19 protein-coding genes and 3 pseudogenes are annotated in these 23,289 nt (G+C 55.9%); 8 read left to right on the top strand and 14 right to left on the bottom strand.

Annotated features, from left to right (window positions below; translation table 11 throughout):
* Positions 1–5 precede the first annotated feature (5 nt).
* The 6 genes from A3OW_RS0106850 to A3OW_RS0106825 form a co-directional block, all read right to left on the bottom strand.
* On the bottom strand, positions 6–365 hold the full coding sequence (locus A3OW_RS0106850; protein ID WP_020562686.1) for a DUF4870 family protein: 360 nt from the start codon (positions 363–365) through the stop codon (positions 6–8).
* Positions 366–458: 93 nt separating this feature from the next.
* The gene (gene gstA / locus A3OW_RS0106845; protein ID WP_020562685.1) at positions 459–1,064 is read right to left on the bottom strand and encodes a glutathione transferase GstA; all 606 of its coding nucleotides are present in this window, start codon (positions 1,062–1,064) and stop codon (positions 459–461) included.
* A gap of 36 nt (positions 1,065–1,100) precedes the next feature.
* Positions 1,101–1,667 carry a YceI family protein gene (locus A3OW_RS0106840; protein ID WP_020562684.1) on the bottom strand — a complete coding sequence of 189 codons (567 nt, stop codon included), beginning with the start codon at positions 1,665–1,667 and terminating at the stop codon, positions 1,101–1,103.
* A 186-nt stretch (positions 1,668–1,853) separates the two neighbouring features.
* Complete coding sequence (locus A3OW_RS0106835) at positions 1,854–3,290, bottom strand: efflux transporter outer membrane subunit (RefSeq protein WP_020562683.1); 1,437 nt, start codon at positions 3,288–3,290, stop codon at positions 1,854–1,856.
* A gap of 29 nt (positions 3,291–3,319) precedes the next feature.
* Complete coding sequence (locus tag A3OW_RS0106830) at positions 3,320–6,520, bottom strand: efflux RND transporter permease subunit (protein ID WP_020562682.1); 3,201 nt, start codon at positions 6,518–6,520, stop codon at positions 3,320–3,322.
* A gap of 3 nt (positions 6,521–6,523) precedes the next feature.
* Entirely contained in the window at positions 6,524–7,783 is a 1,260-nt protein-coding gene (locus A3OW_RS0106825) for an efflux RND transporter periplasmic adaptor subunit (RefSeq protein ID WP_020562681.1), read from the bottom strand.
* Positions 7,784–7,899: 116 nt separating this feature from the next.
* On the opposite strand from A3OW_RS0106825, the gene A3OW_RS0106820 reads away from it, so the two are divergent.
* On the top strand, positions 7,900–8,520 hold the full coding sequence (locus tag A3OW_RS0106820) for a TetR/AcrR family transcriptional regulator (RefSeq protein WP_020562680.1): 621 nt from the start codon (positions 7,900–7,902) through the stop codon (positions 8,518–8,520).
* A gap of 192 nt (positions 8,521–8,712) precedes the next feature.
* A complete protein-coding gene (locus tag A3OW_RS0106815; protein ID WP_020562679.1) occupies positions 8,713–9,189 on the top strand; it encodes a hypothetical protein in 477 nt (158 codons plus the stop codon).
* 359 nt (positions 9,190–9,548) lie between these two features.
* On the opposite strand, the gene A3OW_RS28215 is transcribed toward A3OW_RS0106815, so the two are convergent.
* From A3OW_RS28215 to A3OW_RS0106790, 5 genes and pseudogenes are all read right to left on the bottom strand, one after another.
* On the bottom strand, positions 9,549–9,779 hold the full coding sequence (locus A3OW_RS28215) for a transposase (RefSeq protein ID WP_020562678.1): 231 nt from the start codon (positions 9,777–9,779) through the stop codon (positions 9,549–9,551).
* 143 nt (positions 9,780–9,922) lie between these two features.
* A pseudogene (locus A3OW_RS29030) lies at positions 9,923–9,976 on the bottom strand (hypothetical protein); the annotation flags it as partial.
* A gap of 459 nt (positions 9,977–10,435) precedes the next feature.
* Positions 10,436–10,969 (bottom strand): DUF559 domain-containing protein, encoded by a 534-nt coding sequence (locus A3OW_RS27675; protein ID WP_157385813.1) that lies wholly within the window; start codon positions 10,967–10,969, stop codon positions 10,436–10,438.
* 126 nt (positions 10,970–11,095) lie between these two features.
* Positions 11,096–12,130, bottom strand: coding sequence for an IS5 family transposase (locus A3OW_RS0106795; protein ID WP_020562675.1), 1,035 nt, complete (start codon positions 12,128–12,130; stop codon positions 11,096–11,098).
* Between the two features lie 28 nt (positions 12,131–12,158).
* The gene (locus tag A3OW_RS0106790) at positions 12,159–13,412 is read right to left on the bottom strand and encodes a DEAD/DEAH box helicase (RefSeq protein WP_157385812.1); all 1,254 of its coding nucleotides are present in this window, start codon (positions 13,410–13,412) and stop codon (positions 12,159–12,161) included.
* Positions 13,413–13,565: 153 nt separating this feature from the next.
* Between A3OW_RS0106790 and A3OW_RS0106780 the strand changes: the two are divergent.
* A pseudogene (locus A3OW_RS0106780) lies at positions 13,566–14,715 on the top strand (IS3 family transposase).
* 300 nt (positions 14,716–15,015) lie between these two features.
* On the opposite strand, the gene A3OW_RS0106775 reads toward A3OW_RS0106780, so the two are convergent.
* Positions 15,016–15,933, bottom strand: a complete 918-nt coding sequence (locus A3OW_RS0106775) for a LysR family transcriptional regulator (protein ID WP_020562672.1) — start codon at positions 15,931–15,933, stop codon at positions 15,016–15,018.
* Between the two features lie 422 nt (positions 15,934–16,355).
* On the opposite strand from A3OW_RS0106775, the pseudogene A3OW_RS28495 reads away from it, so the two are divergent.
* Positions 16,356–16,530: pseudogene (locus tag A3OW_RS28495) on the top strand (pirin family protein); the annotation flags it as partial.
* A complete protein-coding gene (locus tag A3OW_RS29025; protein WP_408605668.1) occupies positions 16,516–16,629 on the top strand; it encodes a pirin-like C-terminal cupin domain-containing protein in 114 nt (37 codons plus the stop codon). The pseudogene A3OW_RS28495 and the gene A3OW_RS29025, both read left to right, overlap by 15 nt.
* 138 nt (positions 16,630–16,767) lie before the next feature.
* Here the strand turns inward: A3OW_RS29025 and A3OW_RS0106760 are convergent, their stop codons facing one another.
* Positions 16,768–17,580 carry a DODA-type extradiol aromatic ring-opening family dioxygenase gene (locus A3OW_RS0106760; RefSeq protein WP_020562669.1) on the bottom strand — a complete coding sequence of 271 codons (813 nt, stop codon included), beginning with the start codon at positions 17,578–17,580 and terminating at the stop codon, positions 16,768–16,770.
* 110 nt (positions 17,581–17,690) lie between these two features.
* Entirely contained in the window at positions 17,691–18,071 is a 381-nt protein-coding gene (locus tag A3OW_RS0106755) for a DUF1622 domain-containing protein (RefSeq protein WP_020562668.1), read from the bottom strand.
* 293 nt (positions 18,072–18,364) lie between these two features.
* On the opposite strand from A3OW_RS0106755, the gene A3OW_RS0106750 reads away from it, so the two are divergent.
* The 3 genes from A3OW_RS0106750 (at position 18,365) to A3OW_RS0106740 (ending at position 23,203) form a co-directional block, all read left to right on the top strand.
* Entirely contained in the window at positions 18,365–18,874 is a 510-nt protein-coding gene (locus tag A3OW_RS0106750; RefSeq protein WP_020562667.1) for a PRC-barrel domain-containing protein, read from the top strand.
* A 341-nt stretch (positions 18,875–19,215) separates the two neighbouring features.
* Positions 19,216–21,147: a malto-oligosyltrehalose trehalohydrolase gene (gene treZ, locus A3OW_RS0106745; RefSeq protein WP_020562666.1), complete on the top strand. Its 1,932-nt coding sequence runs from the start codon at positions 19,216–19,218 to the stop codon at positions 21,145–21,147.
* Positions 21,137–23,203, top strand: a complete 2,067-nt coding sequence (locus A3OW_RS0106740) for an amylo-alpha-1,6-glucosidase (RefSeq protein ID WP_020562665.1) — start codon at positions 21,137–21,139, stop codon at positions 23,201–23,203. Before treZ ends, A3OW_RS0106740 begins: the two co-directional genes overlap by 11 nt.
* The last annotated feature ends 86 nt before the right edge of the window (positions 23,204–23,289 follow it).

Raw genomic sequence — 23,289 nt, 5'->3', positions numbered from 1 at the left:
GATTATTACTCGGCCTTGACCGGCTTGTCCGAATTCAACGCCATCCAGCCGACGACGATTCGATAAATCAGCAGTATCAGCGTCGGTAACAGAATGAAGATGCCGATGCCCGTGCCGAGCGTGAGGCCGGACAAGGCCAGCCCGGCCAGGGTGATCCATACCGAATTGACCTGCCAGTCGAAATGAGATTCCAGCCAGGTCCCGGCCACTTCCTTCCGCTTGGCAAAATTGATGGCCAGCCCGATCAGCAGCGGCAGGCCGGCGAAACCGAAGGTCAATACCTGGCAAAGATAGACCAGCGCCGTCAGTTTCTTTAATGATTCGAGTTTTTCCGTATCCTGATGAGTGAGCGGTTTATCGTTCATGGCTGTTACCCGACAATGATTGACTTGAAAGAATTGAGCCTGTTAAAGGCTCCGTCCACCGGAGGATTGCATCCGCAATCCTCCGGTGTGCCGTCAAACGAGGCCCTGTTCCTGCATCGCCTTCCGGACGGCCGGCCGCCCGGCTATTTTTTCGTAATAGCTCTTCAGTACCGGCCACTGCGATAAATCGATGCCGACATGAGGACACCAACTCAGCGTGACGAACAGATAGGCATCGGCCACGGTGAACTGTTCGCCCAGCAGATAAGGCTGCTTGGCCAGATGGTCGGCTGCCGTGCCGATCCTCGCGGTGAGCTGGTTTTTCACCACCTGTTTGGCATCGTTCGGAAAGGCGGGATTGAACAGCGGCGAGAAGCCTTTGTGAATTTCCGAGGTAATAAAATTCAGCCACTGCTGGAGCCGGTAACGCTCGAACGATCCGGCCGGCGGGGCCAGACGATGCTCCGGCTTGAGGTCGGCCAGATACTGGACGATGGCGGGCCCTTCGGTCAGTTGCTTGCCGTCTTCGAGCACCAGCACCGGCACGTAGCCGTTGGGGTTGATTTGGGTGAAATCCTCGCCGTCTTCGGTCCGCTTGCTTTTCAAATCGACTTTTATCAGTTTGAGCGGCAGGGACAACTCATTCGCTACAATGTGAGGCGAGAGGGCGCACGTGCCCGGACTGTAGTAAAGCTTCATGGTATTCTCCTCCGGTAGGTCGGGTTAAGGAACGTATCAGTCTTTGATGGCTTCGATCTGAATTTCGATTTTGACTTCGTCGGACACGGCCGGCACGTATTTGTCGACGCCGAATTCCGAGCGCTTGATGACCGTCACGGCGTTGGCGCCGCAGGTATTCTTCAGGTTGATCAGGTTCAATCCGCAATGGAAGTGGTCGACCGTCAGCCGGACCGGTCGGGTGACTCCGTGCATTGTCAGATTGCCGTCGGCCGCGGCCAGTTGCCCGTCCTTATAAGTCAGCTTGTCCGAACGGAATGTGATTTTCGGATAGCGGGCCGCGTCGAGAAAATCCGGACTGCGCAGATGTTTTTCCAGTTCGGCGAGTCCGGTGCTGATCGAATCGGTAGCGATCTCGACGTCGATGCGGCCGGCATTGTTTTCGGGATCGAGCGTCACTTTGCCGGCGGTTTCGTTGAAGCGGCCGCGCTGAATGGAAAAGCCCAGATGGCTGACCTCGAAACTGGGAAAGGTATGGCGGGGATCGACCGTGTATTGCTCTGCGGCCACAGCGGAAAAGCTGAGCGAGCAGCCGATGATGGCGACTGAAATTTTATTGTTCATCTGATTTTCCTTTGAGTGATGGATAACGTCGGCAATGAGTTAGAAAGCCCTCGCGGTAAATGATTCCCGAGCGAGGCGATCCTTTCCGATAAATATCGTTTCGCCCTCGGCGGTTGCCGGAAAATCGTCATGCCGTTCGGGACATGCGAAGACGCGAAATCCGGAAATCCCGAGAACAGCCGGGGCTCATTCCGGGCTCTTCTCCGAAAGCATCGTTTCCCAGCCTCCGCCCAGAGCCTTGTAAACGGCAATCAGCGCGGTTGCCGTTTCGGTTTCGCTCAAAGCGAGCTGGCTCTGATCTTCCAGCAGCCGAGTTTCGCTGTCCAGCACGGTCAGAAAGTCGGCAATGCCTTCCTCGAACCGGAGATGGGCCAGATGGTGGGCCTTTTCGCTGTCCCGGGCCGCCGTGGCGAGCAGCGCCCGCCGGTTGCGCTCCCGGTTATAGGCGACCAGGGTGTTTTCGGTTTCCTCCAGCGCATTCAGCACGGTTTGTTCGTATTGCGCCAGATCGGCTTCGGCACTGGCATCGGCGGCTTTGATGCGGGCATAGACCCGGCCGAGATCCAGCGCCGCCCAACTGATTCTGGGGCCCAGGGAGTAGGCGTCGGCGCCGGCCGCGCCCAGGCCCGAAAGCGTATTCGCTTCCAGCGACAAGGTGCCGACGAAGGTCACGCGCGGAAACAGGTCGGCGGTCGCCACCCCGATGCGGGCGGTCGCCGCCGCCAGCGTGCGCTCGGCGATGCGGATGTCGGGACGGCGGCGCAACAGTTCGGCCGGGTTGCCGACGGCGATCGTTTCCGGCAGCTTCGGCATGGGCTGTGGCTGCGACAGTTTTACGGTCAGGGTGCCGGGCGGCTGGCCGGTGAGTACGCCGAGCCGGTGGATCGCCCGTTTAATCGCCGCTTCCTGCAGCGGAATTCTGGCCCGGGTCGTATTGAGCTGAGCTGAAGCTCTCGACGTGTCCAGTTCGGTGCCGCGGCCGATGTCGAGCCTGGCCTGGGTAATTTCCAGCGTCTGCGCCTGGTTTTCGGCGTTTTTTTGCGCAACGGCGAGCTGGTTTTGAAGTCCTCGCAATTCGAAATAATTCCGGGCCACTTCGGCGATCACGCTGACGCCGAGATCGCGCAGGCTGGCTTCCTGCGCCTCGACTTCATCCCGGCTGGCTTCGATGTCGCGGCGTACGCGGCCGAAAAAATCGACTTCCCAGAAGGCGTCGAAGCCGACGTTGTACAATTTCAGCCCTCTCGGCACGAAATTCCGGTTGTTCAGCGCGCCGACGCTGCGTTTCTGGTCGGTATAGTTGGCGTGCGACGTAACGATCGGCGCCAGGTTCAAGCCGGATTCCAGATACAGCGCCCGGGCCTCGCGCAGATTGGCAAGGGCGCTTTTAAGGTCGTAGTTATGCCTGAGGGCCTGGTCGACCAGCGCATTCAGCTCGGCATCGTTAAAGATTTTCCACCATTCTTTTTGCGCGGCCTGCCCTGAATATTCGGCATGGCGGGCATTGGTGAAAACGGGCGGAGGGGCCGCTGCCGGCGTTTTATAATCGGGGCCGACGGCGCAGCCGGCCAACCCGATCGCGCTCGACCAGGAAAGGATGAAAAGACTCCGCCCGAAAGCCATCCGGATACGGGAAGTTATTGCCAATCGAATCATGATTCTGAGCTCGAAGAAGTGGGAGCGGCCGGCGCCTGGCCGGTTTTCAGCCTGGACGATGCGATCCGGTGCGCCAGGCCCTGCACGGTGACGTAGAAAACCGGCGTCAGCAACAGCCCGAACAAGGTGACTCCGGCCATGCCGCTGAATACTGCGGTACCCAGGATTCGGCGCGCTTCGGAGCCCGCGCCTTCGGCGACCACCAGCGGAAATACGCCCATGATGAAGGCGAACGAAGTCATCAGAATCGGACGCAGCCGAATGCCAGCCGCCTCGACCGCGGCGTCGAACCGGTCAAGTCCCTCTTCCTGTCGGCGTTTCGCGAATTCGACGATTAAAATCGCGTTCTTGCTGGCCAGGCCCACCAGAACAATAAAGCCCACCTGGGTGAAAATGTTGTTGTCCATGTCGCGCAGCCAGACTCCGGCCATCGAGGACAGGATACACATCGGCACGATCAGGATCACCGCGAACGGCAGCGACCAACTCTCGTACTGGGCGGCGAGTGCCAGAAAGACGAAGATCACGCTGAGCGGAAAAACCAGCATCGCGACGTTGCCGGCCAGTACCTGCTGCAGGCTGAGTTCGGTCCATTCGAAGCCGAATCCCGGCGGAAGCTTGTCGTTCAGCACTTTGTCCATGATCTCGATGGCCTGGCCGGAACTGACGCCGGGCAGCGTGCTGCCGTTGATTTCGGCCGCCGGGTACATGTTGTAGCGGGTAATTTTGTCCGGCCCGACGATCGGTTTCACGTCGACCAGCGATCCGAGCGGCACCATGCCGCCCTGAAGATTGCGCGTCTTCAGTTCCACGATGTCCGAAGGCTTCATCCGGAACTCGGAGTCGGCCTGGGCGACGACCTGGTAGATGCGTCCGAAAGCGTTGAAATCGTTGACGTACAGCGAGCCCAGATAAATCTGCAGGGTGTCGAAAATTTCTTTCAGGGGAACGTCCATCGATTTGGCGCGCGTGCGGTCTACGTCCAGAAACAACTGGGGCACGCCGGCCCTGAAGGTCGTGAACAAGCCCGCCAGTCCGGGCTGCCGGTTGCCTTCGGCGATCATCTCGTTGTTCACTTGCTGAAGGGCTTCGATGCCGGCGTTGGTCCGATCCTGGATTTGCAGCTTGAAGCCTCCGACCGAACTCATGCCCCGGATCGGCGGCGGTGCGAACACGGCGATGTAGGCGTCCTCGACGGAAGCCAGGCGCTGCTGAAGATTTTTGACCACCGCATCGGCATGAAGCTCGGGATGCCCGGCGCGCTCATCGAAATCGTCGAGCCTCGCAAACATCGTGGCGACGTTGGATTGGCTGGATCCGCTCAGGATCGAAAAGCCGGCGTAGGCATTCAGGTGCTTGACGCCTTCGGTGTCCAGCACGATGCGCGTCGCCTTCTGTACGACGTCCTGAGTGCGGGCCAGGGAAGCGGCGTCCGGCAACTGAGCGTACAGGATCAGATAGCCCTGGTCTTGTTGCGGAATGAAGCCGGTGGGGACTTTTTCGAAGGCCACGAAGTTGAGAGCGTTGAGTCCGAGATAAAGAACCAGCACGACGGCGGTGATGCGGATCAATCGGCCGACCAGGCGCGCGTAGCCGGCGCCGAACCAGTCGAAAAACCGGTTGAAGCTCTTGAAGAACCAGCCGAACAAACCGTCGATGACGCGCGTCAGCCGGTCCTTGTCGCCGTGCGCCCGATCCAGCAGCAAGGCGCACAAGGCCGGGCTCAGCGTCAGCGAGTTGAACGCCGAAATGATCGTCGAAACCGCGATCGTGAGCGCAAACTGCTTGTAGAATGCACCGGAGACGCCGGTGATGAAGGCGGTGGGCACGAACACGGCCACCAGGACCAGCGCCGTCGCGATAATCGGGCCGACGACTTCGGACATCGCCTTGCGCGTGGCTTCCCTGGCTTTCAGGCCCGATGCGATATGGCGCTCGACGTTTTCGACGACGACGATGGCGTCGTCGACGACAATGCCGATCGCCAGCACCAGACCGAACAGGGACAAGGTATTCAAGGACAGGCCCAGCGCGGCCATCACCGCGAAGGTGCCGATCAGGGAAACCGGTACGGCCAGCAGGGGAATGATCGTCGCGCGCCAGTTCTGCAGAAACACCACGACCACGATCACGACCAGCAACAGGGCTTCGAACAGCGTTTTGACCACCGCATCGATGGATTCTTGCACGAACACTACGGTATCGTAGACCAGGTTGTATTCGAGCCCTTCCGGAAACCGGGTTTTCAGTTTTTCCATTGCTTCGACGACGGCCTTTTTGGTGTCCAGCGCGTTGGAGCCTGGCAACTGGAAAAGGGCGAGCCCGACGGTCGGTTCGCCGTCCAGCACCAGTCCGGAGTTGTAATCCTTGGCGCCGAGTTCGATGCGCGCCACGTCCTTAAGGCGGGTGATCCGGCCGTCCTCGCCTTTTTTGATCACGATGTCGGCGAACTGATCGGCTTCCATCAGCCGCCCCAGCGTACTGACCGTATATTGAAAGTCCGGGCTCTTTTTCGCCGGTTGCTGCCCTACGATACCGGCCGCGACCTGAATGTTCTGCTCCCGAATCGCGTTGACCACGTCGCTCGCGGTCAGGTTGCGCGCCGCCACTTGCTCGGGATTAAGCCACAGGCGCATGCTGTAATCCCGGGCGCCGAACACCAGAATTTCGCCGACGCCGGGCAGTCGCGCCAGAATATCCTTGATCTGCAGCAAGGCGTAATTGCTGAGATAAACGCTGTCGTAGCGCTTGTCGGGCGAGATCAGGTTGACCACCAGACTCAGGTCCGGGCTGCGCTTTTTGACGCTGATGCCCTGCCGGCGGACTTCTTCCGGCAGTTTGGGCTCGGCCAGAGCCACGCGGTTCTGCACCAGCACCTGGGCTTTATCGAGATTCGTGCCCGGCTTGAAGGTGACCGTCAGCGACATGCTGCCGCTGTTGGTGGATTGCGAAGACAGATACAGCATGTCTTCGACGCCGTTGACTTCCTGTTCGATCGGCGTGGCCACCGTTTCCGCGACCACCTGGGCGTTGGCGCCGGGATAAGTGGTGCTGATGACCACGGTGGGCGGTGCGATTTCCGGATACTGGGCGATAGGCAGCGCGAGCAGCGCCAGTCCTCCGACCAACAGGATCAGGATGGACAGGACCGATGCGAAGATCGGCCGATCGATGAAGAAATGAGTGAATCGATCCATGGGCTACGGTTCCTGTTGAGATTCGGCAAGCGAAATCCGCTCGGGATTGACCTGAATGCCGGGTCTGAGTTTCTGCAAGCCTTCGACGACCACCCATTCCCCGGCGTCGAGGCCTTTTTTGATTACGCGGGTCTGACCGATATGGGCGCCCAGTTCGATTTTGCGGTATTCCACCTGGTTTTTTTGATTCATTACCCAGATGAAGCGCTGCGCCTGATCGGTCCCGATCGCCCGGTCCGGAAGCAGCAGCGCAGGATAAGGCGCGCCGGCGCGGACTCTCAGGCGGGCAAAAAAACCGGGACTCAACAATTCGTTGTCGTTGGGGAAGACGCCGCGCAGGGTCACCGTACCGGTGGAAGTATCCTCGCGCGGCGCGATGTAATCGAGCACGCCCCGATGCGGGAAGTCGCTTTCATCGGCCAGCGCCAGCTCGACCGGGGTGCCTTCGACGCCGGCATCGGGCCGGCCTTGCTGCTGTCTTAACCGACGGTATTTCAACACCGCGCGTTCGTCCGCATCGACGTAGACATAGACCGGATCGGTGGAGACGATCGTGGTCAGCAGCGTCTCGTCGCTTTTGACCAGGTTGCCGGGCGTAATCAATTCCCTGCCGATGCGTCCGTCAATCGGGGCCCGCACCTGGGTGAATTCCAGATTCAGCCGGGCGGTTACGACGTTGGCCGAAGCCGATTCGACCACCGAGGAAGCTTCGCGCAGCCCTTTCTGCCGGGCATCGTACTCTTCTTTGGAAATCGCCTTGACCCGGAACAATCGTTCGGCCCGCGCCATGTCGTTGGCGGCCAGTTCCTTCCGGGACCGGACCCGCTCCAGTTCCGCCGCCGCATAGTCCAGTTGCGCCTTGAACGGGCGGGGATCGATCACGAACAGCAGGTCGCCTTTTTTGACGGTCTCTCCGTCCTTGAAGTTGACTTTGTCCAGATAGCCGCCGACCCGGGCGCGGATATCGACCGATTCCACCGCTTCGATGCGGCCGGTGTATTCATCCCACTCGGTCACGTCACGGCTTATCGGCTGGGCTGTTTTTACCGTGGGCGGCGGTCCTTGCGGCGGTTGATTGCCGGGAGCATCGCCGCTTCGGCAGCCGCTGACGGCGGCCAGAGCAATCGCGGCCAGACCTGCCAGCCGTGCCCTGGGCAGCGGCCGTTTTCGGAAGATGACCTGATGGGGGATAGTCGAAACGAAGGATTCCATGCAGGAATTTTCGGAATCAACAAACTCGGAACCGCCTCTGTAAATGTTCATCCTGATGATTGCCTGAGTGTCATTGAATTAATAACGGTAATATATATTACCATTTATTCTAGGTTATGATTAAGATTATTTCATCAGAGACAAACAATTATTATGAGCACCCTGCAATGATCAAATGTGGACGCCCCGCCAAGGGCAGCGAATTGTTAAGCCGAGACCGCGTGCTCGATACGGCCTTGACGCATTTTCTCGAGCACGGCTACGGCAACCTCGGCATGGAAGCCATCGCCAGGGAGGCGAGGGTGTCGTTGAGGACGATTTACAGCCAGTTCGGCAGCAAGGCCGGCCTGTTCGGCGCTCTGATCAGGCGCTGTAGCGATCAGTTCGTCGAAACGCTGTCTCTTCAAGGGGAGCCGGAAGCGGCTCTGGTCGCTTTCGCCAGGGCGTTTCTGTTTCGCATTACCCGGCCCGACGTCGTGCGCATGCGTTCGATCCTGATCGGGGAGTCGCCGCGTTTTCCGGACCTGGCCATCCAGTTTTACGAACAAGGCCCGCAACGCACTCTGGATCATCTGGCCCAGTTTTTTGCCCGGCAGCAAGAAGCTGGATTTTTTGCCGCGATCGAGCCCTATTTTCTGGCGGACCAGTTTTTAAGCGGATTGCGCAGCGAGCGCTTTCAGAAACTGCAACTCGGACTGGAAATCACTCCGACCGAAGAAGAGATCGAGGTTTGGGCGAAGCGGGCCACCCGCCTGTTTCTTTACGGTTGCGCCCGATTGAAAGGATGAGGCCGACAGCGCGCGGACCTATCGAAAAACTCAACCGAAAAGAAGCCGCCGGAAGGCTGCTTAACCGTCCGCTGTTAAGGCAATGGAATTCTTGCGAACGATGCCGGTCTTATTTGCAGCTGTCTGAAAGCGGAGATCCTTCGCGAGAAGAACTCCCGCCCGCCGATTGTTTGCCGCATCGAGGAGGTGGCCATGTGGACCCAACTGATCGACATCGTCGAAAAAAGATGGAACGAAACCGTATCACCGAAGAAGCAGAGTCTGGCGAAGGCCATCAATACTCTGTACGGATCCATGCATAATTGCCATCTCGCTTTTCAGTCTTTCGAAAACGATCCCAATGAAGAGAACTTTGCCAATTTTGCCTTTGCCATCGACGGGATGATTTCGACGATCAAAAATCTGAATCCTGTGTTGACTATCTTCGATGCGGAGCTGACCGGGCGTTTGGAGAATTATGTCCGGAGCAAGGACCGGATCGCCGACATGAGCCGCCCGCGGGAACGGATAAAGTCTCAGATCAGGCTGCTCAGGGAGCTGGTCAACATGGAGTCCAGCGTGGACCGGCGGCCGGAAGAAGAATTCGGCGCCTTTACCGGCGCCAAGGAACGCCTGGGCAAATTCATCGCCGCCAATCTGTCGACGGACGAACTATTCGGGGAAGCCTGAGACTCTGTCTGGAAAATCGGAGCTTTCAGATAGAGTGACAGAAATTCTATTCAGAATCTATCCAGATTGATGCGGAATAAAAATTTGCAGTTGATGTTTTATTCTGATTCTCAGGAAAAAGGCCGGACGTCAGGCGATTGAACGAATTTGCCGCAATTTCGCTTTCGATTTTATAAGGACCCTATCATTCCGATCGGCTCACCCATCCGAGAACAAGCCAATGAAATGTTCATCCCTGACCTCGAACGCCGGTGGGTTCAGCATCCCCGGAATTGCGTCTCTGGACTCCGTCCAGGCAGTTTTTACCGCGGAAGACTGCCAGACCTAGTCTGCCGTTACGGTGAACGGGAGCCTCGAAGTCATTCACTCCGATTTACCGGGTTTTCGCTACTGGCTGGAAAACAAGGGCAGTTCGGCAGCGATGCCTCGTCATTGAGCAACAGCCGCAGCCAGTTGGCCAGGAACGTATGACAACTGGCTCGGGTGCCGAACAAATCCGGTAGGGCTTCCTTGATCCGGTTTTCGGCTTTGCCGCACCGGCAATATAATTCGTCGTAAAGCGCCGCCGGTCGTTCGAGGTTGGTGACCACGAAGCGCGGATACGCCCTTGACTGCCGAATTCGAGCCGCGTCACCAGGCGCGGTTCCGTCTTCCAGGACGGCGGCCGGAACTCACGAATCATCCGCTGTTTGCCGTGGCTTTGGGGGTACGCTGCTTCCAATTCGGACTCCCAGTCAGCGACGGCTTTGGACAAGCCGATGCGCTGGTCGACTTGACGTAATAGCATCAGACCGCCATCGGAACTGATGGCGTCACCCTGAAAATTAACCTCGATGATTCGTCGCCCCAGGCGTCCAAAATTCATTGAGTCTGCGGTACAATTTGCCATCGGCAGAGCCCCTTCACAAAATTTAATTCGCAAGTAGATTTTATGCGAGTTTCAAGACAGTGCCGACTCTTTTTTGATGAAATATCCGGGTTAATTCTGCGATTATACACTTTGACCAAAACTTGTTCTTTGTAGCCGTCACTGTAAGTTTCTTTCATGGTTGTCTTCTAAAATTCTCTTTCGGGAAATTTTTGAGGCGACAGTTTTGACAATTACCGCTTACGCCGCTTAGAAAGGTTATCGCGTTACTGCTTATACCACATTAAATTTAGAGGACGGCGCTGCCGTTCATGCTATTCATCCCCGTCCTGAACGACAGGGCTTTTCGCGCATTCCGATAGATAACCCCGAGATTTCTTACGCATCAGCAAATAAAATTGGGCCAACATTTTCCGCCCGATACTCTACCAGCAGCTTATGTAATTGCTCATCAACATGTTTTAAAGCCGATTCGGAATCAATCCACCAATCTGTCGACCAGATACGGATTACCTCCCAACCCAAACCTCTTAACACCTGCTCTCTTAAAAAATCACGATCTCTTGCGGTAGCAGAGCTATGGTAACTGGCACCATCACACTCGACAGCACACAGATACTGACCAGGAGCATCAGGATTAATCACGCCAAGATCAATCCGGAATCCAGATACACCCACTTGAGAATGGGTTACCCAACCTTTCGCATGCAGCTTTTCAGCAACGGCTTGTTCAAATGGCGAATCAAAAAAGCCGCCGGGCGCGCCTACTGCTTCAGTCAGAGCGGAAATGCCTCGTTGCGCATATTCAAGAAAATGCTTTAAATCTCTGATACCTTCAGCACCGGTACGTGATAAATCAATTTGTTCCGGTTTTAATGAAGGGTACCTCGAAAAACCACCCAAATTAGCCATCAAGTCACAGTTGATATAGCCAATCAACCAATGCCAGCTGGAAACAGGCTATTTTTCACCCGCCTGGAGCGGTTTTTTTTCAGCCTGAAGGCGATCTCTATCCGCCCTTCAGGCGCACTTTGCCTGCTAACAGGCAAAAGCCGAGGCCACGCCGCTGGTTTTCAGGCTACATAAACGGCGTAAGTTATAAGTGGCCGCCTTCAGATTGAGCTGCAACACAGCCCGATCCAGGCCAATACAGCGCAAGCCCTTGCCGCCCATCTGTTGCAGGCTGGCATAGACGTGTTCGACCCGGGCACGACTTTTGGCAATCCGCTGATTGCGTCGCTGTTGACAGTCCGATAATGGTTTGCCCTTGGGCGCTTTGCGCTGGATATGCGTGCGCCAACCGTCCTCTTGCAGTCGGGCTTCACGCTCGCTGTCCACGTAACCTTTGTCGGCATAAACATCACGGCTCGTGTTGCCCGTATCCAGCACGGCTTCCAGATGATGCGTGTCGTGTTCGCTGGCGGTGCTGACTTTGAGTTTGCGGATCAGCTTATAGCGTTTGTCGGCGCTCGTGGATAACTTGTAGCCATAGTACGATTTGCCGTGTTTCTTGGTCCAGGTGGCGTCGATGTCTTTCTGCCGACGTTGCGCAGGCGTCCAATCGATCGGCATGGCATCCTGTTTGACCAACACTTTCTCGTCTTTGTTGAGCCGCTGCCGTGGCGCGGGGACGAGGGTGGCATCAACGATTTGCCCGCAACGTGCGAGGTAGCCGTGTTTGTTCAATTCCCGGTTGACGGCGTCGAATAAGGTTTCGCTGGCATTGGCCTCAACCAACCGTTCCTTGAAGGTCCACAGGGTCGTCCGGTCGGGAATTTGGCTGCTCTGACGCAAACCGACAAACCGCTGGAAGCTTAGCCTGTCCAGCAGTTGAAACTCCATTTGTTCGTCGCTCAGATTGTAGAGTTGCTGTAACACGACCACTCTAACTATGACTTCCGTCGGAAACGGCGGGCGACCGCCTTGGGTTCGGTCGGGCCGTGGCGCCGATTGATCAATCGCTTGCGACAAGGCTTTGAAGTCCACGTGTTTCTCCAACACCTGCAGAATGTCGCCCAGCTTATCCAGCTTGGCTTCTCGTTCTTCGGCTGCAAACAGGCTCTCTTTAATCATCGCTTTACCGGCTATCCATTTGAAAATGCTATTTTCTCATAGCCTTGGGTTTTTCGAGGTGCCCTGAAGTAAACACATGCATTTCTTCTTTGGCCCTAGTCACCGCAACATTTAATCTGCGCATACCACCGGCTTGATTCATCGGGCCGAAATTCATACTCAACTTGCCGGCGGCATCTTTACCGAAGGTGATAGAGAAATAAATCAAATCACGCTCATCTCCCTGAACACTTTCCAAATTTTTAACAAACACGGAATCAAACTTATCTTCAGCAAAATGCGGTTCTATTTCTGGGTACCGGCTGCGCGCGGCTTCAAATAAATCACTAATTAATTTCTGTTGCTCCATATTAAATGTCACAATGCCAATGGATTTATTAAAGCCAGGCTGGCGTAATTTGGTAACGATATTCTCGACAATCGCTTCCGCTTCACCTCGATTGATGCGATTCTGACCTTCCTTATAGATTGAATCGACCGCATGATAATGCACTGACATGCCACGAGTATCATTATTCGGAAAGGTAACCAGCTTGCCACCATAGTATTTATGATTAGAGAAAGTAATTAACGATTCACAGCGCGAGCGGTAATGCCAATTTAGATGCATACAAGGAATGTTTGCGGCTAAACATTCATCTAAAATGGACTCCATATCCTCTTCAAAATCATCGGAGTACTCATCATTGCCTGATTTCTTAGCAAAGAAGGAGCTAGGCGAAAGCTGCTTTGGATCGCCGACTACAATCGCCTGTTTAGCTCTGGCGACTGCGCCAATGGCATCAGGTACAGTAATTTGACTTGCCTCATCAAAGATCACCACATCAAATGCCTTACTATTAGCCGGAAGGTATTGCGCTATACTCATAGGACTCATCATCACGCAAGGGGTCAATTTGGTAATCACCTCGGGCATTTGACTCATCAATTGGCGGAGCGGCATATGACGTGTTTTCTTTTGAATCTCACGCGCTAACACGCCCCATTCAGATCCTTTCTGAATGTCTTGTGCTTTAGGAATACCGGTAGCTAACAGCGCTTTGACATATTCCTGAGTAAGTTGCATAAAGTCTGTATCTAACTGATGATATATTCGGATTTTTTGACGATGCTCAGCCGGAATAAAATTTCTCAATACCTCGTCATGATCAATAACCGAATTTACCCACCAACGTGAATAATTAACCAATAACAACTCTTTTGCGGATAAACCATCCGTATACCCTTGTTCGATACCCTCAATTAATGGCACCAAACCAGAGGAAATAGCGTCCTGTCTCACTTTTCGCCAAGCACACCAGTAGCGCAGTTTATTTTTGTGTGTTAACCAGGCATCGCATTGCTCAAAGAGGTGGAGCCGAAAAATTGAACAGCCTGTTAAGTGGAAGACCTGCTACTGTAGAATGTCCAGAAGGACGTTAAAACGGAGCAGAAGATGTCACTCAAAACGAGAAGAAAACACTCACCGGCTTTCAAGGCCAAAGTTGCCATGGCGGCGCTGGCGGGTGATAAAACCCTGGCGCAGCTGGCTCAGGAATTCGAAGTTCACCCAAACCAGATTACCGACTGGAAGCGACAACTGACGGAGCGGGCGGCCGAGGTCTTTGGCAAATCGCCTGAAACGGCGTCGCCCGCTGTCGATCTGCAGGCGTTGCATGCCAAGATCGGGCAATTGACGTTGGAGAATGATTTTTTACTTGTGCCCTTTGGGTAGAAGGCGCGCTCAGCAAGGCGGGATTGCTGAGCGCAAAGCGATGATAGACCGTGACTCGAAACTGTCGATCAGCCGTCAGGCCGACTTGCTCAATATGAGCCGGGGTAGCGTCTATTATTTGCCCAAATCGGTCTCGGAGCGTGATTTGGAGCTGATGCGGCGGCTGGATGAACTGCATTTGAAACACCCGTTCATGGGGGCGAGAATGTTGCGCGATCAATTGCATGACCAAGGCATCGCGGTCGGTCGCAAGCATGTCAAAACCCTGATGCAGCGGATGGGTATGGCGGCGCTGTATTGCAAGCCCAACACCAGTAAGCAGCAACCTGGACATAAAATCTATCCTTACTTGTTGCGTGGCATGGCGATTCATCGTTCTAATCAGGTGTGGGCACTGGATACGACTTATATTCGACTGGCCAAAGGCTTTGCTTACCTGACGGCCGTGGTGGACTGGGCCAGCCGCAAAGTATTGGCGGCCAAACTGGCGATTACCCTGGAAGCCTGCCATGCGGTGGATGTGCTTCAGGAAGCATTCAGGCGGTACGGCACACCCGAGATCGTCAACACGGACCAGGGGAGTCAATTGACTGCCCAGGTGTTTGTCGATACGGTGCTGGAAAACGGTTGCAAGCTGCGCATGGACGGCCGGGGAGCTTGGCGAGATAATGTCTTCGTCGAACGCGTGTGGCGCTCAGTGAAATACGAGTGCGTTTATCTCCATGCTGACGAGTCGGTCGCTCAGGCAAGAACCTCGGTCATGAACTATGTGGAATGGTACAATCGAGCCAGGCCACATTCCAGCCTGGGTCGGAAAACGCCCTATCAAGCTTATACCGGCATGTTGCCACCGGTCAAAATGGCAGCCTAATCAACAGCAGGATTCCACCTTAATTTCGGAGATATCTGTTCAAAGCTTTGGGGCCACCTCTCAAGTGAGCATTAAACTTGCTGCGAGATGACTGGACGCTTACGAGAAGAAAGATAGCGAGCCCGCGCCCGACCTGAAGAAAATCGGCTCGTTGAAGCGGAAATACTTCATTCAGGGAGTCTCCGGATTTATCGACACAACCTCGTTACGTTAAGCTGTCGGCTAACGGGAGTTGCAAAGCCGATTTTGCCAATGACAAAGCGAGCTTTGTCACTCCGATAAAAAAATTCGGCTCCGGCTTTACTGGACGGCGTCGATTCTACCGGCCGGGCCGCCGGATTCCGCCGATTCCCTGATGATCTCGGCCAGGCGTTTGACGCCGGGGCCGGCAAAGTCCGGATTGGCCAGAATCATGTAGAGAGGAATTTCAAGGATTCCGCCCGCTCTTAACGGTAAAGGCTTGAGTGAACCGTTGCTTAATTCTTCTCGGATATGCTCTTCCGGCAGCCAGGCGAAACCGAAGCCGAGAGAGACGGCCTTAATCGACGTCGCGATCTGGCTCACCGTCCAGCGCCGGTCGACTTCGACCGATACCGCACGGCGATCGCGCCGGCTGCCGGTATCTCGCACCACCACATGCCGATGGGCGCGCAGATCCCGAGAGGTCAGCGCTCGGCCCAGTCGATGCAGCGGATGCTCGGCGTGCGCGACCGGGATCAAACGCATCCGCATCAGCAGTTCGCCCGGAAAACCGGCCGGCTGCCGCGGGGAAATCACCAGATCGGCTTCTCCCTTGAGTAACGCATCGTCCGTGCCGCCCAGCACGGACTCGATCAATTCGATTCTCGTTCCCGGGCTGTCCTGCCCGAAACGATCCAGGCAGGACAGCAGGAGTCGGGAGGGAAAGAGAATTTCGGCCGCCAGACGAATCTCCGCTTCCCAGCCTGCCGACAGCCTGTGCGCGGCCCGTTCCAGATCGCCGGCTTCTTCCACCAGCGCCAGCGCGCGCCGGTAAAGCATCTGTCCGATCGGCGTGAGCATGGCTTTGCGCCCTTCGATGGCGAAGACTTTCACCGACAAGGACGATTCGATTTTTTGCACCGCATAGGTAACGGCCGACTGGCTTTTGTGCAGGATCCCGGCGGCCTGGGCGTAACCGCCGGCGTCCACCACCGCGATGAGAGAGCGCCATTGTTCGAGAGTGATATGGGGTGTCATTAATCTATCGAATTATTAGAACTTTTAAGACGAAATATTATAATTTTTTATCTATGAAATAGGGAGTTTAATGAGGCCTCCGTCAACAACGCGGCTCGACGGCCAGACCCGCTACGTGCGGGACTTTTCCTGCTTTTGAGGCATTGCCGACGTCGAATTTGTTTGTGCCGAAGGTTTTAATATGGGCGAAGCCGGCAAAGCGTCGGCTTTGGCCGAAGCCTGGCGGAAGCTCGCTCTGTTGGCGGCTTGGAAAATTGGCCATCGCATCTTTTGAGTAGGACGATATGTCCGTGCGAACGTTGAAACAAACGATTCATGCCTTACCGACTACCGACGGCGGAGGCGTGAAACTGCTGCGCAGTCTCGGTCCATCCCGGGATTGCACCTCGATCCTTTCCTGATGCTGGACGAGTTTATTTTCGATGAATGCCGAGGACTCTATCGCCGGTTTTCCGGATCATCCGCATCGTGGATTCGAAACGGTGACGTACATGCAAAGGCCGCATGCTGTACAGGGACCATCCGGGAAACCGGGGAAATTTAAAAAGCGGAACGGTGCAATGGATGACCGCCGGCAGAGTCATCATTCATTCCGATGCGCGAGCCGGTCGTCCACAGTATGGTCCGCTCGTGATGAACACACGGGATGAAATCGAGCAGGCGCTTGCCGATTATCGGAACGGACAACTGACATAAGCCGCAACCGGTTCTGTTTGGCTATCGTACAGGCAGGGATGAACGGCTGGGTTAATTTCTGCTACGTATTGCTGATACGTGTCAACGTTTAAAGAGGGGCTGATCCTGCAAAATTGACTCTGTAAAATTCGGACAGAGTCACCACAGAAAAGCACTGGCTCTTTTGCCCGATACGTCGCCGCTGAACGCCAGTCTGGCCGGAGCGTCCGACAAGCCCAGGCAAACGTGTAACGGCAGTAAATGTTCTTCTCGGGGATGGCAGTAAGAAGCAAAGGGCGCCTCCCGCCAGCGGACGAGTCTTGTTTCCCTTTCTTCGGCCGACAGATTTGGATTGGTGCAACTGTCTATCAGCCATTCTTCGAATGCCTCGTTCTTCAAATCAGGCGCACCGCTCGTCGGCGCAAAAAAAGCTTCGAGGTTGTGAAACGAAAAGCCGGAACCGAGGACAAGCACGTTCTCCCGCCGTAATGGCGATAGAGCCTTGCCGATATGAAGATGAACCGCAGGATCCAGGCTCCGGAGCAGAGACAATTGGACACAAGGAATATCCGCCTCCGGATACATGATTTTTAACGGTACGAACAGGCCGTGGTCGAAGCCGCGTTCGCTGTCGAGCCGTGCTTCGATGCCATTAAGATTCAACAGTTGAAAAATTTTATCGGCCAGCGCGGGCGAACCCGGAGCCGGATACCGAATTTGATAAGCCGCTTCGGGAAAACCGTAATAATCGTAAATCAGCGAAGGATGTTCGCCGTGGGTAACCGTGGCGAGAGCCTCTTCCCAATGGGCGCTAATCACCAGAATGGCCGAGGGCTGCCCCAAGGAGGGCGTTATTTCCTGAAGAAATCCGAACAAATGCCGATGCCCTGGGTCGCCGAACAAAGGCAAGGGACCGCCTCCGTGAGGAATGAACAGAATATGGCCGAGTTGAGATGCGGTGTCGAATTTCATGCTGACTTCTCGAAAATTGGTTTACCGATAGCGCATTCGACCGCGGAAAGCCGGTAAAAATCGATCCGAAGCAGCGAATGGCTTATAAAAGCTCCTGTTCAACGAGTCGCTTAAACCGGGGGACGCTGTTGCCTGTCCGAGTGAACGACATGTTGAGGAGACTGCTGTTGCCATGGCCATCGGCCTTCCAGCTCGACCTGTAAGGCCATGCTCAGGAACGTCCGGATCAAGACGATAAGCCCCAGGACCAGCACGCCTTGCAGGGTGGGCGTAACGGCTACTGTGCGAATAATGTCGGCGGCCACCAAAAGTTCCAGCCCGAGAAGAATGCCTCGTCCGATATCCTGTCGAAGTTGCCGGTAGGGATCGGCCGATTTTCTGAATATTGTAAATCTGGCTAAAGCCGCCAACAGGCCCAGAACGATGACGAGAACTCCGGCACCGTCAATCACCAAGCTGACGTTTTCAGCTACTTCATTAAAAGATGACATGGAACCTCCCTTTCTACTCCGCCGTCCGGCAAGTCCGGATCCGGTTAACGTACATCCTTTTCTATCGGGCGGTCAATATTTCCATGATTTTCCTGATTGGATTGACTGAAAGAACAAGCATGCGGTTCGTGCAACGAACAGGCAGGGAGAATCCTGATTGTGTTTGTTAACGTACAGACGCCGATTGAAGCTTGGATTAATTTTTACGTCGTACGTCTGAAACGTGACAGTGTATTCAGCCGCTCTCGAAACTTATCGAGACCCCCTTCATTTAATAAAGCTGGAGCAAGACCATGAAATCATCAAGAGCTATCGTAACCGTATCCGTTTTGAGTGCGATTCTGGGAGCTACCGCCTACGCGGCGACCGACGTCCAGGAAAAAAGAGAGGAAATGCGGGAAGAACAACGGGACGTCAGGGAGAAACAGAAGGAAATGAGGAAAGAAGCCAATGAACAGATGCAGGACGTCAGCCGCGCCACCAAAATCATCGGCACCGACGTCAAAAACATGAAAGGGGAGGATCTGGGCGACATCAAGGATCTGGTGCTGAATCCCATGCGCGGTAACGTCGTTTACGTCGTCGTTTCGTACGGCGGACTTCTGGGCATGGGCGACAAGCTTTTTGCAATTCCATGGTCGGCGCTGCGCTGGAGTGCCGATCAGGATTATTACGTGCTGAATATGGACAAGGAGGCTTTAAAAAATGCGCCCGGTTTCGATGAAGACCATTGGCCTGTCAGTACGACGCAATGGGACGAGCAGCGCAAGCAACTCAATCAGTTCTATCGCGTCAAGCCTTGACGGGATCTGAAAGGGCGTTGTTTTAAATCTTGCGGCCGGCTTCAAGTGACGGCGGCCTCTGTTTTCTCCGGTTTGAAGGGCTCTCGGCGAATTCTTCGGATCGGAGAAAACGAGCAATAGGTATCGGTCATTAGGGAAACGGCCGAATGCCGCTGAGTCGTACTGCTCGCCCAAATGAATCGTCGCGCTGTTTGCGGCCGCCGCATAATTTGCCCGGCTGGAAAGAACTATCCGGCTTCCGGATTGCCTAATTTCCGAGGTTGTGCAGTAAAAGCCTCGGAACAGTAACGACTGAGTTTTTCTGATTGGGTTGGGCTAAGACTATGAGCGTACGGCGAGCTATGGAATCAGTGAACAACCGGAGATTTCCCGTCGGAGCAGAGCTCGTACAGGATCAAGGCGTGCATTTTCGTGTCTGGGCGCCTGAGCGAAAGACGGTAAAACTGGTTCTGAATGCAAACGGAGAAAACAGCGAAGCTCTTCATTCGCCAATCAGAATCGACATGCAAAAGGAAGGCGGCGGTTATTTTTCGACTCTGGTGAAAGAAGCCCGTGCAGAAACCTTGTACCGTTATCAACTGGACGACGATCCGCAGCTTTATCCCGATCCGGCCTCGCGTTTTCAGCCTCAAGGCCCGCACGGACCTTCGCAGGTCGTCGACGCACCGGCGTTCGAATGGACGGATTCCGCCTGGCAGGGAATTGAAGCCCATGGCCAGGTCATCTACGAAATGCACGTCGGCACCTTCACTCAGGAAGGCACCTGGCTGGCCGCAGCCAAAGAACTGCCCGAACTGGCGGCGGTGGGAATGACGATTCTGGAGATCATGCCGGTGGCCGATTTTCCCGGCCGGTTCGGCTGGGGCTACGACGGCGTCAACTGGTTTGCCCCGACGCGACTTTACGGAACGCCGGACGACTTTCGCCGTTTCGTCAATCAGGCTCATGCGGCCGGTCTCGGCGTCATTCTGGACGTCGTATTCAATCATTTCGGTCCGGACGGCAATTATCTCGAGAAGTTTTCGAACGATTATTTTACCGATCGTTACCAGTGCGACTGGGGAGCGGCCCTGAATTTCGACGGACCGAACTCGGGGCCGGTACGCGATTACGTGCTCGCGAATGCGGCCTACTGGATCGAAGAGTTCCATCTCGACGGGCTGCGCCTCGATGCGACCCAGCAGATTTTCGACAGTTCGCCTCGGCACATTATCGCCGCCATCGCGGAAACGGTGCGTAGGGCGGGGGCTCCCCGCAAAACCTTCCTCGTGGCCGAGAACGAGCCGCAAAACGTCCGGTTGTTTTTGCCGGAAGCACAAGGCGGTTTCGGCATCGACGCCTTGTGGAACGACGATTTTCACCATACCGCGATGGTGGCCGCGACCGGCCGCGCCGACGCCTATTACAGCGATCACCGGGGCGCTCCTCAGGAATTCGTCTCGGCGTTGAAGCGGGGGTTTTTGTATCAGGGCCAATGGTATTCCTGGCAGAAGAAAGCACGGGGCACCGAGGCGCTGCACATCGCTCCCTGCAAGTTCGTCAACTTCATCCAGAATCACGATCAGGTGGCCAATTCGGGCAGCGGCAAACGGCTTCATCTGTTGACCAGTCCCAGCCGATATCGGGCCTTGACGGCCTTGTTTCTTCTGGCCCCGCAAACGCCCATGCTGTTTCAGGGCCAGGAGTTTGCGGCCCTCAGTCCGTTTTTCTATTTTGCCGATCATAAGGACGAAATCGCTCATCTGGTGGCTCAGGGGCGTTCCGATTTTCTGGCTCAATTCCGTTCGCTGGCCACGCCCGAAATGCAGGCCCGGCTGCCGGATCCCGGCGATCCCATGACTTTCAGTCATTCCAAGCTGAACTTGAACGAACGTTATCAGCATAAAGAGAGCTACGCGCTGCACGCCGATTTATTGCATCTTCGGCGCACCGACCCCGTGTTTCTGGCCGCCCAGAAGAACCAGCGCGTCGACGGCGCCGTTCTGGGCCCGGATGCGTTGGTGATACGTTTTTTCGGCGAAAATCGGGAAGACGATCGTCTTTTACTGGTGAATCTGAGCCGGGACATTCATTTGGTTCCTTCTCCGGAACCGCTGCTGGCTCCGCCTCTGGAGCATGTCTGGGACATCCTGTGGTCCAGCGAGAATCCCCGCTACGGCGGTCTCGGCATGCCTCCCTGGCCGAGACAAGGCAACTGGTATCTTCAGGGCGAATCCGCCGTGGCGCTCCATCCTGTTAAACCGACAAAGGATACCGATAACCATGAACAGTGACATTGTTATTCGCACGAACTGGACCGGAGATCCGGCGGAACTGGAATCTCTGCTCAAGCACGAATGGCTGGTGACGAACGGTCTCGGCAGTTACGCCTCCGGGACGATCTCGGGGGTGCCGACCCGCCGCTACCATAGCCTGTTGACGGCGGCGCTGTCCGAACCGCACGGGCGCTACGTGATGCTCAATCAACTGAGCGAGATGGTTCGGCTGCCCGATGGCAGCACTCAGAAGATCGGCGGCATCGAACTGGCCGGAGGCGCCCTGGACGTTTACGGCATGTCCACGCTGCGCGAATTTCGCCTGGACTCCGGCATGCCGGTCTGGCGCTACGACCTGGGCGACCACGTGATTGAGAAATGGGTGTTGATGCCCTACATGAGCAACACAGTTCACGTCGGCTACCGCCTGGTCTCTGGAAACGGGCCGGTGCGCCTTAAAATCCGGGTGGCCGTCCATTTCCGGCGGCACGACACGTCTTTGGCCGAAGGACTGCCGCTGCATCTGTACGACCTTAAAGTCTCCGCCGGGCACCTCGAGGTGCACGGAACGTCCATTCCTCCCCTGTGCCTTTACATTGACGGCGAAAATCCGGCCTTTACCATTGAAGCCCGGCGCTTTAGCAATATTCTGTACCGGATCGAAGAGCAGAGAGGCTACGAAGCTCAGGGCAATCTATGGAGTCCCGGCTATTTTCGCGTGGATCTCGTTCCGAATAGAAACGTTACGCTGGTAGCTTCCTCGGAAAATTGGGAAAGCATCATGGCGCTGTCTCCCGCAGAAGCGCTTCAGGCGGAACTGGAACGGCGCCGGCGCTTGCTGGCGACGGCCAGCCCGGCACTGGACAAAGGCTCTGCCAGACAATTGGTGCTGGCGGCCGATCAGTTCGTCATCGCTCCGCTCGACCGCGTCGCCGAGACGGCACGTATCCGCGCCACCGGCGGCGACGTCAGAACCATTATCGCCGGCTACCACTGGTTCACCGATTGGGGACGGGACACCATGATCAGCCTGGAAGGATTGACTTTGCTGACCGGGCGTCACGTCGAGGCCGGCCATATCCTGCGCACGTTTGCCTACCATCTTCGGGAAGGCCTCATTCCCAACATGTTTCCGGAAGGTGAAAGCGAAGGCCAGTACAATACCGCCGATGCGACCCTCTGGTATTTCCATGCGATCGAACGTTATGTCCGGATTACCGGAGACCGCGGCCTGCTCAGGGATTTGCTGCACAAGCTGCTGGACATCATCGAGCACCATCTTCACGGTACGCGCTTCGGCATTCACTGCGATGCTGAGGACGGCCTGCTGATCCAGGGCGATCCGCGCTACGCGCTGACCTGGATGGATGCCAAACTGCCCGACTGGATCGTTACTCCGCGCCGGGGCAAGGCAGTGGAAATCAATGCCTTGTGGTATAACGCGCTTCGTCTTATGGAAAAGTGGGCAAAGGAAGAAAATCTGAATGCGCCGTTGAATGAAATCGTCCACGTGGCCGATCTTGCTCGCGACAGCTTCAACCGGCGCTTCTGGAATCCGGAGACGGGCTGTCTGTACGACGTGGTCGACGGTGAAAACGGTCAGAACGATCCGGCCTGTCGGCCCAACCAATTGTTTGCGCTATCGCTGGATAATCCGGTTCTGGCCCAGGATTATTGGGAATCGGTGTTCCATAACGCCAAATCCCGGCTGTTGACGCCCGTGGGCCTTAGAACCCTGTCGCCGGACCATCCGGACTACAAAGCCAATTACCACGGCGATCTTCGGACCCGCGATGCCGCCTACCATCAGGGTACCGTCTGGCCCTGGCTGATAGGCCCCTACGTCGACGCCTGGCTGCGCATTTATCCGGCTCAACGCCAGGAAATACGGGAATTTCTCGACCAATTGCTGGAGCGGCATCTGTACGAAGCCTGCATCGGCTCGGTCAGCGAAATTGCCGATGCCGAGGGAGCGTTTACGCCGAGGGGATGCATCGCTCAGGCCTGGAGCGTGGCGGAAATTCTTCGCGTCTGGGCGAAGACGGCCGAGACTGGAGACAAAAAGAGCGAGTGAATAAAGCCGCGGCGCCGTCCAGGGTCTAACGGCCTGGAAGGCGCCGGATCTTCAAGTTCAGGAGTTAACCCGGACGTTATCGATTA

This window comes from Methylosarcina fibrata AML-C10 (assembly GCF_000372865.1).
Classification (GTDB): domain Bacteria; phylum Pseudomonadota; class Gammaproteobacteria; order Methylococcales; family Methylomonadaceae; genus Methylosarcina; species Methylosarcina fibrata.
The sequence above is the reverse complement of the archived record's forward strand: the minus strand, read 5'-3'. Positions and strand labels throughout refer to the sequence as shown.

What these genes read in the sequence shown, in the direction of transcription:
- A3OW_RS0106840 (WP_020562684.1), bottom strand. Translation starts at nt 1,667, where the DNA reads ATGAACAATAAAATTTCAGTCGCCATCATCGGCTGCTCGCTCAGCTTT.
- A3OW_RS0106820 (WP_020562680.1), top strand. Translation starts at nt 7,900, where the DNA reads ATGATCAAATGTGGACGCCCCGCCAAGGGCAGCGAATTGTTAAGCCGA.
- A3OW_RS0106740 (WP_020562665.1), top strand. Translation starts at nt 21,137, where the DNA reads ATGAACAGTGACATTGTTATTCGCACGAACTGGACCGGAGATCCGGCG.
- A3OW_RS0106850 (WP_020562686.1), bottom strand. Translation starts at nt 365, where the DNA reads ATGAACGATAAACCGCTCACTCATCAGGATACGGAAAAACTCGAATCA.
- treZ (WP_020562666.1), top strand. Translation starts at nt 19,216, where the DNA reads ATGGAATCAGTGAACAACCGGAGATTTCCCGTCGGAGCAGAGCTCGTA.
- A3OW_RS0106750 (WP_020562667.1), top strand. Translation starts at nt 18,365, where the DNA reads ATGAAATCATCAAGAGCTATCGTAACCGTATCCGTTTTGAGTGCGATT.
- A3OW_RS0106815 (WP_020562679.1), top strand. Translation starts at nt 8,713, where the DNA reads ATGTGGACCCAACTGATCGACATCGTCGAAAAAAGATGGAACGAAACC.
- A3OW_RS0106775 (WP_020562672.1), bottom strand. Translation starts at nt 15,933, where the DNA reads ATGACACCCCATATCACTCTCGAACAATGGCGCTCTCTCATCGCGGTG.
- A3OW_RS0106825 (WP_020562681.1), bottom strand. Translation starts at nt 7,783, where the DNA reads ATGAACATTTACAGAGGCGGTTCCGAGTTTGTTGATTCCGAAAATTCC.
- A3OW_RS0106760 (WP_020562669.1), bottom strand. Translation starts at nt 17,580, where the DNA reads ATGAAATTCGACACCGCATCTCAACTCGGCCATATTCTGTTCATTCCT.
- A3OW_RS0106755 (WP_020562668.1), bottom strand. Translation starts at nt 18,071, where the DNA reads ATGTCATCTTTTAATGAAGTAGCTGAAAACGTCAGCTTGGTGATTGAC.
- A3OW_RS27675 (WP_157385813.1), bottom strand. Translation starts at nt 10,969, where the DNA reads ATGGCTAATTTGGGTGGTTTTTCGAGGTACCCTTCATTAAAACCGGAA.
- A3OW_RS0106795 (WP_020562675.1), bottom strand. Translation starts at nt 12,130, where the DNA reads ATGATTAAAGAGAGCCTGTTTGCAGCCGAAGAACGAGAAGCCAAGCTG.
- A3OW_RS0106830 (WP_020562682.1), bottom strand. Translation starts at nt 6,520, where the DNA reads ATGGATCGATTCACTCATTTCTTCATCGATCGGCCGATCTTCGCATCG.
- A3OW_RS0106835 (WP_020562683.1), bottom strand. Translation starts at nt 3,290, where the DNA reads ATGGCTTTCGGGCGGAGTCTTTTCATCCTTTCCTGGTCGAGCGCGATC.
- gstA (WP_020562685.1), bottom strand. Translation starts at nt 1,064, where the DNA reads ATGAAGCTTTACTACAGTCCGGGCACGTGCGCCCTCTCGCCTCACATT.